At 66.0% G+C, this 12,224-nt stretch carries 12 protein-coding genes; 5 read left to right on the top strand and 7 right to left on the bottom strand.

The features are described from left to right. Window positions 1-9: 9 nt before the first annotated feature. The 3 genes from FUT88_RS08835 to FUT88_RS08825 all read right to left on the bottom strand — a co-directional run bounded on the left by FUT88_RS08835 (window position 10) and on the right by FUT88_RS08825 (window position 3,195). Window positions 10-1,059 (bottom strand): biotin-dependent carboxyltransferase family protein, encoded by a 1,050-nt coding sequence (locus FUT88_RS08835; protein ID WP_081785403.1) that lies wholly within the window; start codon window positions 1,057-1,059, stop codon window positions 10-12. Continuing rightward, on the bottom strand, window positions 1,056-1,703 hold the full coding sequence (gene pxpB / locus FUT88_RS08830; RefSeq protein WP_009277474.1) for a 5-oxoprolinase subunit PxpB: 648 nt from the start codon (window positions 1,701-1,703) through the stop codon (window positions 1,056-1,058). The genes FUT88_RS08835 and pxpB overlap by 4 nt, the downstream gene beginning before the upstream one ends. Before the next feature lie 277 nt (window positions 1,704-1,980). Beyond that, complete coding sequence (locus FUT88_RS08825; protein WP_186829260.1) at window positions 1,981-3,195, bottom strand: multidrug effflux MFS transporter; 1,215 nt, start codon at window positions 3,193-3,195, stop codon at window positions 1,981-1,983. Between the two features lie 484 nt (window positions 3,196-3,679). Between FUT88_RS08825 and FUT88_RS08820 the strand changes: the two genes are divergently transcribed. The 5 genes from FUT88_RS08820 to FUT88_RS08800 all read left to right on the top strand — a co-directional run bounded on the left by FUT88_RS08820 (window position 3,680) and on the right by FUT88_RS08800 (window position 8,949). After that, window positions 3,680-5,194 carry an ABC transporter ATP-binding protein gene (locus FUT88_RS08820; protein ID WP_102079959.1) on the top strand — a complete coding sequence of 505 codons (1,515 nt, stop codon included), beginning with the start codon at window positions 3,680-3,682 and terminating at the stop codon, window positions 5,192-5,194. Beyond that, entirely contained in the window at window positions 5,187-6,296 is a 1,110-nt protein-coding gene (locus FUT88_RS08815; RefSeq protein WP_147214648.1) for an ABC transporter permease, read from the top strand. The genes FUT88_RS08820 and FUT88_RS08815 overlap by 8 nt, the downstream gene beginning before the upstream one ends. Window position 6,297: 1 nt before the next feature. Next, window positions 6,298-7,218: an ABC transporter permease gene (locus FUT88_RS08810; RefSeq protein WP_147214647.1), complete on the top strand. Its 921-nt coding sequence runs from the start codon at window positions 6,298-6,300 to the stop codon at window positions 7,216-7,218. Between the two features lie 77 nt (window positions 7,219-7,295). Further along, window positions 7,296-8,453, top strand: coding sequence for a BMP family ABC transporter substrate-binding protein (locus FUT88_RS08805; RefSeq protein WP_147214646.1), 1,158 nt, complete (start codon window positions 7,296-7,298; stop codon window positions 8,451-8,453). 199 nt (window positions 8,454-8,652) lie between these two features. Then, window positions 8,653-8,949 (top strand): YkvA family protein, encoded by a 297-nt coding sequence (locus tag FUT88_RS08800; protein WP_009241129.1) that lies wholly within the window; start codon window positions 8,653-8,655, stop codon window positions 8,947-8,949. 9 nt (window positions 8,950-8,958) lie between these two features. Here the strand turns inward: FUT88_RS08800 and FUT88_RS08795 are convergent, their stop codons facing one another. Genes FUT88_RS08795 through FUT88_RS08780 form a run of 4 tightly spaced genes read right to left on the bottom strand, consistent with a single transcriptional unit; the run spans window position 8,959 to window position 12,134 of the window. Further along, window positions 8,959-9,939 carry a quinone oxidoreductase family protein gene (locus tag FUT88_RS08795; protein ID WP_147214645.1) on the bottom strand — a complete coding sequence of 327 codons (981 nt, stop codon included), beginning with the start codon at window positions 9,937-9,939 and terminating at the stop codon, window positions 8,959-8,961. Beyond that, window positions 9,936-10,367, bottom strand: coding sequence for a methylglyoxal synthase (locus FUT88_RS08790; RefSeq protein ID WP_012762384.1), 432 nt, complete (start codon window positions 10,365-10,367; stop codon window positions 9,936-9,938). Before FUT88_RS08790 ends, FUT88_RS08795 begins: the two co-directional genes overlap by 4 nt. 10 nt (window positions 10,368-10,377) lie before the next feature. Next, window positions 10,378-11,169, bottom strand: a complete 792-nt coding sequence (locus FUT88_RS08785) for an SDR family oxidoreductase (protein WP_147214644.1) — start codon at window positions 11,167-11,169, stop codon at window positions 10,378-10,380. Between the two features lie 50 nt (window positions 11,170-11,219). After that, the gene (locus FUT88_RS08780; protein ID WP_147214643.1) at window positions 11,220-12,134 is read right to left on the bottom strand and encodes a DMT family transporter; all 915 of its coding nucleotides are present in this window, start codon (window positions 12,132-12,134) and stop codon (window positions 11,220-11,222) included. Between the last annotated feature and the right edge of the window lie 90 nt (window positions 12,135-12,224).

The following is a 12,224-nucleotide window of genomic DNA, read 5'->3' as shown; positions in this document are numbered from 1 at the left end:
TCCGGTGCATCAGGCGTTCAGTCGCGTCTTGGCGGTGCGATGCGCGCTCGACAGAATGCCTTGGCGCTGCCAGTCCAGCGCGGTTTCGATTTGCTGCAGATACCGTGCCACGTCGGCGCGGGCGGCTTCGGCCTCTTCCAGCGTCACACGCTCGAAGCGCACGCGCGTACCGAGCGGAATCTGCGCCAGGCGCCATTGGTCGGCCAGGATGACGGAGCCGATCTTCGGATAGCCGCCGGTGGTTTGCGCATCGGCCATTAGCACAATGGGCTGTCCGGACGGCGGCACCTGGATCACGCCCGGCACCACGCCGTGCGAGAGCAGATCGCCGCTGCGCTGCTTCTTGCGTTGGAGTTCCGGCCCCTGGAGGCGAAAGCCCATCCGGTTGCTGTTGGGCGTGAGCGTCCAGTCGGATTCCCAGAACGCAGCTTGCGCGTCGGCAACGAAATCGTCGTATTCAGGACCGGGCAGTACGCGCATGACCGGCGTGTCCTTCTGCGCGCGGTCGAATGTCCAGCGGGCTGCCTTCACGGCAACGGTGTCGCCGCTGATGTCGGGAGCGTACGTCGTATCGGCGGGCAGCACGGGCAGCCTGTCGCCGTCCTTGAGCGGGCGCCCTTCGAAGCCGCCGAAGCCGGCTTTCAGATCGGTGCTGCGCGAGCCCATCATCTCCGGCACATCGATGCCGCCGGCCACGCAGAGATACGCGCGCACGCCGCCCTGCGCCACCCGCAAGGTCAGCATCTGCCCGCGTTGCACAGGGATGGCACGCCACGCATGCACCGGCGCGCCGTCGAGCGTGGCGCGGCAATCGGCGCCCGTCAGCGCGATCAGGCCATTGGCGTGGAAGCGCAACGTGGCGTTGCCCAGTGTGAACTCGATGCCCGCGGCGTCACTGCGGTTGCCGACCAGCCGGTTGCCCACATACAGCGACAGCGGATCCAGCGCGCCCGACGTGCACACGCCAAAGCGGCGATAGCCGGTGCGGCCCAGGTCCTGCACAGACGCCAGCACGCCGGCCCGCACGATCTCGATCATGGGTTGGGGTTTCGAACTCATGCGCGCACCTTCGAGGCAACAAAGCGGATGCGGTCTCCAGGCGCCAACAGCGTGGGGGGATTGCGCTGCGGCATGAAGAGCGCCGCGTCTGTGCGGCCAAGCAGTTGCCAGCCACCGGGGGATGCGGCCGGGTAGATGCCGGTCTGCTCGCCGCCGATGCCGACCGAGCCAGCCGGCACGGCCATGCGCGGCTCGGCGCGACGCGGTGTGGCGAGCGACTTGTCGAGCCCGCCCATGTAGGCAAAGCCGGGCTGGAAGCCCAGGAAATAGACGATGTATTCCGGCGCAGTGTGGCGGCGCACGACTTCAGCCGTACTCAGGCCGGTGTGCTTGGCGACTTCGCGCAGATCGGGGCCTTCGTCACCGCCATAGGCGACTTCGATGTCGACGAGTTTGCCGTCGGCCACCAGCGCCTGGCTTTCTTCCCAGGCTTCGCGCAGTTGCGTGGTCAATCGCTGCGCATCGGCCAGTGGGCCAAACACGAGCGTGAGGTTGTTCATGCCGGGCACCACGTCGACCACGCCCGCCCAGTTGGACGCGCGCGACGCCATGGCCCAGATGCGCTGCTGGCAGTTCAGGGTGGCCGGTGGCGGCACTTCGCACAACAGCGCGAGTTCGCCCAGCCGGTGAATCGTGCACTGCAACTTAACCCCCGTCTCGTGTGCGCCGTTGGCGGGAAGAACCCTGCAAAACGGCGCGCGTTTGAAAACGAAAGCGATACGTTAATAAATTGTCGATAAATTCTGTATAAGAAGTAACCCTTAGTCGCTCAGGGCCAAGTCGGGGCTGAAGCCGCCCGGCTGCACTCATCATAGGTGCCGGCACGGTGAACGTGACGGCATGTTATGCCAGAGTCATATGAAAGGAGAAAGACGCCTCCAGAACGGGAGGCGTAGAAGAAGACCTGGAACAGCGGGGAGATTAGGCGCCGGGTTCTTCGCGCGTGATACGCAGACCCAGAACGAGTGCGGCGACGGCGCAAACGGCCATCATGCCCAGCAGCGGAAGCGCGGTCTGCCCGATGGCGGCGACCACCGTGCCCGTCACCATGCCCAGGCCGAATTGCATGGCGCCCATGAGCGCCGAGCCCGTCCCCGCACGCGCGCCCTGCCCCGCCATTGCGAGCGCGCCGGTGTTGGGCGAAATGCAGCCGATCGACGCGATGTAGCAGAACAGCGCCGCGAGCACGAGCGGCAGCGGCGTAAAGCCAGCCGCGGCCGCCGCGGCGGCCAGCACGCTCGTGATGGCCGGCACCCACAGCGCCCGCCGCAGCACGCGCGCCGGCGAATACTTGCGCACCAGCCGCACATTGACGCGCGAGGCGGCGATCATCCCGGCCGCATTGCTGCCGAACACCCATGCATAGTGCGACGGGGTCAGCCCGTAACCATCGATCAGCACGAACGACGACACGGTGATGTACGCAAACATGCCCGACAGAAACACCGCGCCGCACCACATATAGGCAGCGTAGTGGTGATCGCGCAGGAGTTCCCAGTAGTCGCGCAGCACGTGGCCGACTGCCAGCTTGCGCGCCTGCTCGGGCGCGAGCGACTCACGCATCAGGTAATGCACGGCCACCAGCGACAGCACGCCAAACGCCGTCAGCAAAGCAAAGATGACGCGCCACGTTGCGAACTGCAGCACCGCGCCGCCAATCATCGGCGCCAGGATGGGCGCCACGCCCATGACCAGCATCAGCGTCGAATACGCCTGTGCGGCGCCGGCCGGATCCATGCGATCGCGCACCGCAGCGCGTGCGATGACCATGCCCGCACAGCCGCCAAACCCCTGCACGCCGCGCAGCACGGCCAGCATCGTGGCGTCCTTGGCGAAGGCGCAGCCGATGGAGGCTGCGACGTACATCGCCAGGCCGATGTAGAGCGGCGGCTTGCGGCCAAACCGATCGCTGGCCGGGCCGTAGATGAGCTGGCCGATCGCCAGGCTGATCAGGAAGACCGTCAACGTGAGCCCCGCCGCAGCCGACGATGTATTCAGGTCGCGCGCGATGGTCGGCAGGCTCGGCAGGTACATGTCGACCGACAGCGGGCCGATGGCCGTAAGCGCGCCAAGCAGCAGGAGCCAGCCAGGGATTGGGCCGGGCATGCGGGATCGTGCGGGAGCGGGAGCAGTCATGAAGGGAGAACTTGACGCGCCGGCGGACGGGAGGCCGCGCCGGAGCAAACCGAGAACTGTAGCGCAAAGCGGCGCGCCGCGTGCGCGCACCGGGCAGGTGCAAGACGGCCTGCGCGCCCCACCCGAGGGCTGCGCGTGCCACCTGCATACGTCGGCATGACAAGCTGCAACCGGCAAATGGCCCCAATGCGCCCGGCACGGGATTTGCACTCCGCCACCCCTCGTACGAGGCAGGCGCAAGCGGGCCGAAATCGCCGCCCGGCGCGATGCCGAACGATATAATTTGCGGCTGATGGCAAGCATCACTCAACCATGATGATTGCTGCGATGCGTCGGCGCGAACCTGCGTCGGCGTTGCCTGTTGTGAAGTGTCGTCAACACCCAAAAAGAGACCGCCTCCGATGCGCATTCGCACGGTGAGCGGCACGGAAACCACGAGCCAACTGTTGTGACACCACTCCCACCACGCCTGTCGCTGACGGGCATGACCAAGCGCTACCCGAGCGTGGTCGCCAACGACGGCGTCAGCCTGACTGTCGCGCCGGGCGAGATCCACGCCGTGCTGGGCGAAAACGGCGCCGGCAAATCGACGCTGATGAAGATCATCTTCGGCGCAGTGCAGCCTGACGCCGGTGAGATGCAGCTCGACGGCCAGCGCGTCGAGATCGCCAATCCGCACCAGGCGCGCGCGCTGGGCATCGCCATGGTGTTCCAGCACTTCTCGCTGTTCGACACGCTCACGGTGGCGGAGAACATCCTGCTCGGCCTGCCCGCAGGCACGGACCTGCGCGACGTGGCTGATCAGGTGCGCAGCACGGGCGAGAAATACGGCCTGCCGCTGGAGCCGCATCGCCATGTGCATACGCTTTCCGTGGGCGAGCGCCAGCGCGTGGAAATCGTGCGCGCGCTGCTCACCAAGCCGCGCCTGCTGATCCTTGACGAGCCGACCTCGGTGCTGACGCCGCAGGCCGTCGAAAAGCTCTTCGTGACGCTGCGCCAGTTGGCCGCAGAAGGCACGAGCATCCTCTACATCAGCCACAAGCTCGACGAGATCCAGGCCCTGTGCCACACCGCCACGGTGATGCGCATGGGCAAGGTCACGGGCGTGTGCGACCCGCGCCAGGAAACGGCGGCGTCGCTGTCGCGCATGATGATCGGTGGCGAGCCTCCGCGCGAATTGCGCCCCCAGACCACACCGGGCGAGGTGCGCATGGAGGTGGCCGGCCTGTCGCTGCCCAAGGCCCACGCCTTTGCGACAGAGCTGCGCGACATCGCCCTGCAATTGCGCAGCGGCGAGATCGTCGGCATCGCAGGCGTATCGGGCAACGGGCAACAGGAACTGCTGGCAGCCCTGTCCGGCGAAGACACTCGCGCGTCGGCACAGACCATCAGCATCGGCAACGAGCCGGTTGCCAAGCTGGACCCGCGTGCGCGCCGCAAGCGCGGGCTGTCGTTCGTGCCGGAAGAGCGCCTTGGGCGCGGCGCCGTGCCATCGCTGTCGCTGGCGGCCAATACGCTGCTGACGCATCAACGTGCGCCGCAGGTGCGCGGCGGGCTCATCGACAAGAAGGCCGCCGCCAAGCTGGCTACCGCCATCATCAGCCGGTTTGGCGTGAAGGCTGGTGGCCCCGACGCGCTGGCCAAGAGCCTCTCGGGCGGCAACCTGCAGAAATTCATCGTCGGCCGCGAAATCGAATGCGCGCCGCGCGTGCTCATCGTCGCGCAACCCACCTGGGGCGTCGACGTGGGCGCCGCTGCGCAGATCCACAACGAAATCCTCGCGCTCAAGGCGGGGGGCTGCGCCATCCTGATCGTGTCGGAAGAACTCGACGAACTCTTTGCGCTGTGCGATCGCCTGCACGTGATCGCCAACGGGCGCCTCTCGCCCTCCACGCCCACGCATGCCACCGACCGCGAACAGATCGGCCTGTGGATGAGCGGCATGTGGGACAAAGCATCGGCGCCGGCCGCCGCAAGCTCGGAGGTGGCCCATGGCTGACGTCATGCATGGCAGCCGCCTGACGCTGCCGGTTTCGCTCGAGCTGCGCGCCATTCCGTCGCGCACCATGGCTTATGCCTCGCCGCTCATCGCGCTGGTGCTGACGATGGTGTTCGGCCTGCTGCTGTTCGCGCTGCTGGGCAAGGATCCGGTGGCGGGCCTGCGCGTGTTCCTGGTCGAACCGCTCGTCAGCAAGCGGGCGATCGGTGAAGTGCTGCTCAAGACCGTACCGCTGGTGCTGTGCGCGCTGGGCCTGTCGGTGTGCTATCGCGCCAATGTGTGGAACATCGGCGCGGAGGGGCAGCTCATCGTGGGCGGCATCTTTGCAGCGGCCACGATCATCTACTTCGATACGCCGACGCCCGCTATTCCCGGCGGCTTTGCGCTGGTGCTGGCCATCATTGCCGGCCTGATCGGCGGCGCGCTCTGGGCAGCGATCACTGCGCTGCTGCGCGATCGCTTTCATGCCAACGAGATCCTCGTCTCGCTCATGCTCACGTACATCGCGCAATTGCTGCTGCTGTACGTGGTCAACGGGCCGTTGAAAGACCCGAACGGCATGAACTTCCCGCAATCGATCGTGTTCGACAGCGCGTTCGTTCTGCCGACGCTCGTGGCCGGCACACGCCTGCACGTCGGCTTCCTTTTCATGCTCGTGATGACGGCGGCGATGACGTTGTTCGTCTTCCGCAGCTTTGCGGGCTATCGCCTTCAAGTTGGCGGCCTGGCACCGCAGGCCGCGCGCTATGCGGGCTTCTCGTCGCGTGCGGCGCTGTGGACGGCGCTGCTGGTATCGGGCGGCCTCGCAGGCATTGCCGGCGCCTTCGAAGTCACCGGGCCGATCGGGCAGCTGCTGCCATCCATTTCCCCCGGCTACGGCTTTGCCGCAATCGTGGTGGCGTTCGTCGGGCGCCTGAATCCGGTGGGCACCGTGCTGGGCGCGATCGTGATGTCGCTGTTCTACATCGGCGGCGAGCTTGCGCAATCGCGCCTGGGCCTGCCGTCGGCCATTACCGGAGTGTTCCAGGGGATGCTGCTGTTCTTCCTGCTCGCCTGCGACACGCTCATCGAATACCGCCTGCGCTGGCGCGCGCACCACTGATATGGAAAGTCTCGCTCCTCTGATCGCCGCGTCGATCAACGCCGGCACCCCGTTGTTGCTGGCCGCCCTGGGCCTCTTGATGAACGAGCGCTCCGGTGTGCTCAACCTCGGCGCCGAAGGGATGATGCTGGTCGCCGCCGTGGTCGGCTTCATGGTCGGCTACCAGACGCAGATTCCGCTGCTGGGTTTCGCTGCCGGCGCGATTGCCGGCATGGTGATGGCCGCCCTCTTCGCCTGGCTCGCGCTGGTGCTCGTCACCAACCAGGTCGCCACGGGCCTGGCCCTGTCGATCTTCGGCACGGGGCTGTCCGCCTTCATGGGGCAGCGCTTTGTCGGCATGTCGCTGCCGGCGCAGGCACACGGCATCCCGGGGCTGGAGTCGATTCCGTTTGTCGGCCCCGCCCTCTTCGCGCACCACTGGATGGTCTATTTCAGCCTGCTGCTGTGCGCCGCGATTGGGTGGTTCCTGTTCAAGACGCGTGCGGGCCTGACGCTGCGCGCGATTGGGGAATCGCCGGAGTCGGCGCATGCGCTCGGCTATCCGGTACGCACCGTCCGCTTTGGCGCGCTGTTGTTTGGCGGCGCATGCTGCGGGCTGGCGGGCGCATACCTGTCGCTGGTCTACACGCCGATGTGGGTGGAGAACATGGTCGCCGGCCGGGGCTGGATTGCCCTTGCACTGACCACCTTTGCCACCTGGCGCCCGCTGCGCATCCTGTTCGGTGCGCTGCTGTTCGGCGGGGTGACGATCCTGCAATTCCACCTGCAGGGGATGGGCGTGTCGGTGCCGTCGCAGATTCTGTCGATGGCGCCGTTTGCGGCCACGATCGTCGTGCTGGCCATCATCTCGCGCAATCCGGATTGGATCCGCCTGAACATGCCGGCGTCGCTCGGCAAACCGTTCCGCCCTGGTTCTGCCTAAACTGCGGCCCAAGCTTTCTGCATTCCGTTTTTTGTTTGCTTCAACACAGTCAACGAGCCACACAACAGGAGAAATCGATGAACGTTACCCGCAGGATCACGCTGGCCGCCCTGGCCGCTGGCGCTGCCCTGACCCTCTGGGGTTGCGGCAAATCCAACGACAACGCTGGCGGCAATGCCGCGCCAGCAGCGTCATCGGCCCCGGCCGCTGCCGCACCGGCTCCGGCCAATGAGCCGCTGAAGATCGCGTTCGTCTACGTCGGCCCGGTGGGCGACGCGGGCTGGACCCACGCCCACGACGACGGCCGCAAGGAAGTCGAAGCCAAGTTCGGCGACAAGGTGAAGACGAGCTTCGTCGAGAGCGTGCCCGAAAGCGCTGCGGATGCCGAGCGCGTGTTCCGCGACCTGGCCACGCAAGGCAACAAGGTCATCTTCGGCACGAGCTTTGGTTTCATGGAGTCGATGCTCAAGGTCGCCAAGGAATTCCCGGACGTGAAGTTCGAACACGCCACCGGTTTCAAGACTGCGGACAACCTCGGCCAGTACGACGTGCGCACGTATGAAGGCGCGTACCTCGCGGGCGTGGTGGCCGGCAAGATGAGCAAGTCGGGCAAGCTCGGCGTGGTGGGTTCGGTGCCCATCCCCGAGGTGATCCGCAACATCGATTCGTTCACGCTGGGCGCGCGCAGCGTCAACCCGAAGGCCACCACGCGCGTGGTGTGGGTCAACAAGTGGTTCGATCCGGGCAAGGAGCGCGAAGCTGCCACCACCCTCATCGGCCAAGGCGTCGACGTGCTGATGCAGAACACGGACTCCGCTGCCGTGGTGCAGACCGCGCAGGAGAAAGGCGTCTACGCCATCGGCTGGGACAGCGACATGACCAAGTTTGGCGAGAAGGCCCACCTGGCGGCCTCGATCAACAAATGGGGTGTGTACTACACCAAGGTCATCGGCGACGTGCTTGAAAACAAGTGGAAGCCGGAAACCGTGTGGTGGGGCCTGAAGGAAGGCGCGATCGACCTGGGCGCCTACAACGCCGTGGTGCCGGAAGACGTGAAGACGCTGATCGAAACCCGCAAGAAGGGCATCGTCGACGGCTCCGCACCGATCTGGAAGGGTCCGCTCAAGGACAACACCGGCAAGGAAGTCCTGCCCGCCGACAAGGTCGCCGACGACGGCTTCCTGCACGGCATCAAGTTCTACGTGGAAGGCGTGGAAGGCAAGATTCCGGGCTAACCTGCCCACGGTCCTACTGCACGCTACGGACCTTGAACAGGTCCGTAGCGGCAAAAAGCCGGCACCTCGCAAGAGGGCCGGCTTTTTTCATGGACGATCGGGCCCCACCTTGAAAACCGGGCCGTTTCCCCAAGCTGATACGATGGTTTGCCGGCCAAAGGTTCTGATGTGACGCCGGCTTTTCATCAAGGAGCCCACGATGTTCGGACGACTTTTCCGCCTGTGGAGCGTGGTGCGCAACGACGTGCGCCTGCTGTGGTTTGCGCTGCGCCATCCCGACAAGCCGTGGTGGCTTGCGCCGGCTGCGCTGCTGCTGGTGGGGTATGTGGTTTCTCCGGTCGATCTGATTCCGGATGTCATCCCGGTGATCGGCTGGGTGGACGACATTGTGCTGGTGCCGTTTGCGCTGCACATGCTGCTGCGCGGCCTGCCCGACCGCGTGCGCGAGGATGCGCGCTTTGCTGCCGCCCGGCGTGTGAAGCCCTCCGGGCGGTAACGTCTTAACTTACGGCAAGAGGATCGTCGACCCGGTCGTCTTGCGCGCTTCCAGATCGCGGTGCGCCTGCGCCGCGTTCTGCAGATCGTAGCGTTGGTGAATCTCGATCTTCACCTTGCCGCTGCTCACCACATCGAACAACTCTGCCGCCATCGGCTCCAGCAGCTCGCGCCGTGCCGTGTAGGTCATCAGCGTCGGTCGTGTGATCTTGAGCGAGCCTTTTGCGCTCAGCACGCTGAGGTCAACCGGCGGCACGGGGCCCGATGCGTTGCCGTACGTGACCATCATCCCTCGCGGCGCGAGGCAATCCAGCGAGCCCGTGAACGTGTCTTTGCCAATGCCGTCGTAGACCACCGGCACGCCCTTGCCGCCCGTGATTTCGCGCACGCGTTCAGTGAAGTTCTCGCGCGTGTAGACGATGGTGTGATCGCAGCCGTGCGCGCGGGCAAGTTCAGCCTTGGCATCGCTGCCAACGGTGCCGATCACCGTGGCGCCAAGCGCCTTCAGCCACTGGCACGCAATCAAACCCACCCCGCCAGCGGCTGCGTGAAACAGCACCGTATCGCCGGGCTGCACGCGGTAGCTGTCGCGGATCAGGTATTGCGCGGTCATGCCCTGCAGCATCATCGCTGCGCCGGTTTCAAAGTCGATCGCATCCGGCAGGCGCACGAGAATGTCGGCCGGCATCGTGCGCACCGCAGCGTAGGCGCCGGTCGGGCGGCCGGCATAGGCGACGCGGTCGCCGGGCTTGACGTGCGTCACGCCCTCGCCCACGGCTCCCACCACCCCTGAGGCTTCCATGCCGATGCCGCCGGGCAGCGGCTGCGGATACAGCCCGGTGCGGAAATAGACGTCGATGTAGTTCAGGCCGATGGCGTGCTGCTTGATGGTGGCCTCGCCGGGGCCGGGCGCGGGCACGTCGACATCGACGTACTGCATTACTTCCGGACCGCCGGTCTCGAAGATGCGGATGGCTTTCGCTTGTGTCATGCGTGGATCTCCTTCGGATCGGGCGCCACCCGTTGCAGGGCCGACATCACCAGGTCGGCGGTTGCGAGGTTGGTGGCGCAGGGAATGTTGTGGACGTCGCAGGCACGGACCAGCGCGTTGATGTCGGGTTCGTGCGGCTGCGGCGTCATCGGGTCGCGCAGGAAGATGACGGCGTCGACACGGCCTTCGGCCAGTTGCGCGCCAATCTGCAGGTCGCCGCCCCACGGGCCGGACAGCATGCGCTGCACGGTCAGGCCGACTTCCTTCTCCAGGCGGCCGCCGGTGGTGCCGGTCGCCAGCAGGTCGCATTGCGACAGGAAGGCCTGGTGCGTTTGTGCGAAAGCGACCATGTCGTCTTTCTTGTGGTCGTGTGCGATCAGGGCGACGCGGCGTTTGCGGACTGCGCTTTCGGGCGTAAGGGTCGTCATGGTGATTGGCTTAAAAGGTGCCAGGGAAGCTGCCGCCATCCAGCAGGATGTTTTGGGCATTCAGGTAGCCGGCGTGCTGGCTGCACAGGAAGGCACACACGGCGCCAAATTCGGCAGGTTGGCCGAAGCGTCGGGCCGGATTGCCCTGCCGCTTGCGGTCGAAATTCTCTTCTGCGCTGATGCCGGCCGCCTTGGCGCCCGCTTCCAGCGTCTTGGTCAGGCGGTCGGTCTCGAACTGGCCCGGCAGCAGATTGTTGATGGTCACGCCGTGCTTGGCGACTTCACGGGCCAGGCCGGCCACGAAGCCGGTCAGTCCGGAGCGCGCGCCGTTGGACAAACCCAGCACGTCGATCGGCGCCTTGACCGCACCGCTGGTGATATTGACGATGCGGCCCCAGCGGCGCTCGATCATCTTGTCGACGGTGGCTTTGATGAGGTCGATGGGCGTGAGCATGTTGGCGTTGAGCGCGGCATTCCATGCGTCGCGATCCCAATCGCGGAAGTTGCCCGGCGGCGGGCCGCCTGCATTGTTGATGAGGATGTCGGGCGAGCCGCCCAGGCGCTCGCACGCGAGCAGCGCTTCGGCGCGGCCTTCCGGCGTGGTGATGTCGGTCGCCACGGCTTCCACGCGCACGCCATGCGCCGTGCGGATGCGCTCGGCCGCTGCCGACAACGCTTCGGCACCGCGCGCGACAATCACCACGTCCACGCCTTCGGCAGCCAGCGCGTCGGCGCACGCAAAGCCCAATCCCTTGCTTGCGCCGCACACCAGGGCACGCTTGCCTTTCAGGCCCAAGTCCATCTGTCTGACTCCTTGTGATTGTTATTTGGATTATTTCGATCGGCCGCCCGTCAGCCGCGACGGCGTGACAGCAGCGCCATACCGGCAAGCACCAGCGCGCTGCCGGCAATCTGCCAAATCGTGATCGGCTCGCCCAGCAGCCACCAGCCCAGCAGCAGCGTCGACACCGGGCCGATCATGCCCGCCTGCGACGCCACCGGCGCACCCACGCGCGCCACCGCCATCATCGTCATCGTGACCGGCGCCACCGTACAGAACACCGAGTTGATGGCCGACAGCCCATACACCTGCCAGGGCAACACCAGCGCCGACACCGGCCGCAGCACCAGAAACTGGACGATACAGGCTGCGGTCGACACGCACATTGCATAGGCGACGAGCCGCATCGAACCCACGCGCTTGACCAGCTCACCGCTGGCCAGCAGATAGATACCGTAGCTGACGGCGCTGGCAAGCACCAACCCGCCGCCCAGCCAGACGTTGTTGCCACCCAGGTCAAGGTCGTGCGCGAAGACCAGCACGATGCCGGCATAGGCCAGCGCCAGCGACACCCACTGCAAGCCGGTAATGCGCCGCTTGAATACCGTCGACGTGATCAGCAGCACGAACGACGGCGTCAGAAAGAGGATCAGCCGCTCCAGCCCCGCCGTGATGTATTGCAGTCCGAGGAAGTCGAGGAAGCTGGAGAGGTAATAGCCGATCAGCCCCAAGCCGACGATGCGCCAGCGGTCGGGCACGGTCAGGGGCTCCGCACGGCGCGACTGCCACCACCCCATCGCCATGAACAGCGGCGCGGCCAGCAGCATGCGCAGGGTGATGACCATGACGGCGTCCACCTGGTAGCGATACATCAGCTTGGCGACGATGGCCTTGGCGGAGAACAGCACGGCGCCCACGGAGGCAAGCAGCAGCCCGCCGGTGTCGGTGGTTCTTGCGGTGGTGGACGCGGAAGGCGCGGTGGTCACAGCGAAGCGCGAGAGAGGCGGCGGCGTTGGAGAGCGTCGTCGATTGTATTGGAATTCAACAAAACGTTCCGGCGCGGGGTGCGCTGCACT

Origin of the sequence: Ralstonia sp. TCR112 (assembly GCF_007997035.1) — a bacterium.
Classification (GTDB): Bacteria; Pseudomonadota; Gammaproteobacteria; order Burkholderiales; family Burkholderiaceae; genus Ralstonia; species Ralstonia edaphi.
Note: the sequence above shows the minus strand (reverse complement) of the source record. Positions and strands in the feature narration are given on the sequence as shown.

Coding starts and splice junctions, on each gene's coding strand:
- FUT88_RS08785 (WP_147214644.1), bottom strand. CDS start 11,169: ATGGACTTGGGCCTGAAAGGCAAGCGTGCCCTGGTGTGCGGCGCAAGC.
- FUT88_RS08820 (WP_102079959.1), top strand. CDS start 3,680: ATGACCAAGCGCTACCCGAGCGTGGTCGCCAACGACGGCGTCAGCCTG.
- FUT88_RS08800 (WP_009241129.1), top strand. CDS start 8,653: ATGTTCGGACGACTTTTCCGCCTGTGGAGCGTGGTGCGCAACGACGTG.
- FUT88_RS08835 (WP_081785403.1), bottom strand. CDS start 1,059: ATGAGTTCGAAACCCCAACCCATGATCGAGATCGTGCGGGCCGGCGTG.
- FUT88_RS08825 (WP_186829260.1), bottom strand. CDS start 3,195: ATGACTGCTCCCGCTCCCGCACGATCCCGCATGCCCGGCCCAATCCCT.
- FUT88_RS08795 (WP_147214645.1), bottom strand. CDS start 9,939: ATGACACAAGCGAAAGCCATCCGCATCTTCGAGACCGGCGGTCCGGAA.
- FUT88_RS08815 (WP_147214648.1), top strand. CDS start 5,187: ATGGCTGACGTCATGCATGGCAGCCGCCTGACGCTGCCGGTTTCGCTC.
- FUT88_RS08805 (WP_147214646.1), top strand. CDS start 7,296: ATGAACGTTACCCGCAGGATCACGCTGGCCGCCCTGGCCGCTGGCGCT.
- FUT88_RS08790 (WP_012762384.1), bottom strand. CDS start 10,367: ATGACGACCCTTACGCCCGAAAGCGCAGTCCGCAAACGCCGCGTCGCC.
- FUT88_RS08810 (WP_147214647.1), top strand. CDS start 6,298: ATGGAAAGTCTCGCTCCTCTGATCGCCGCGTCGATCAACGCCGGCACC.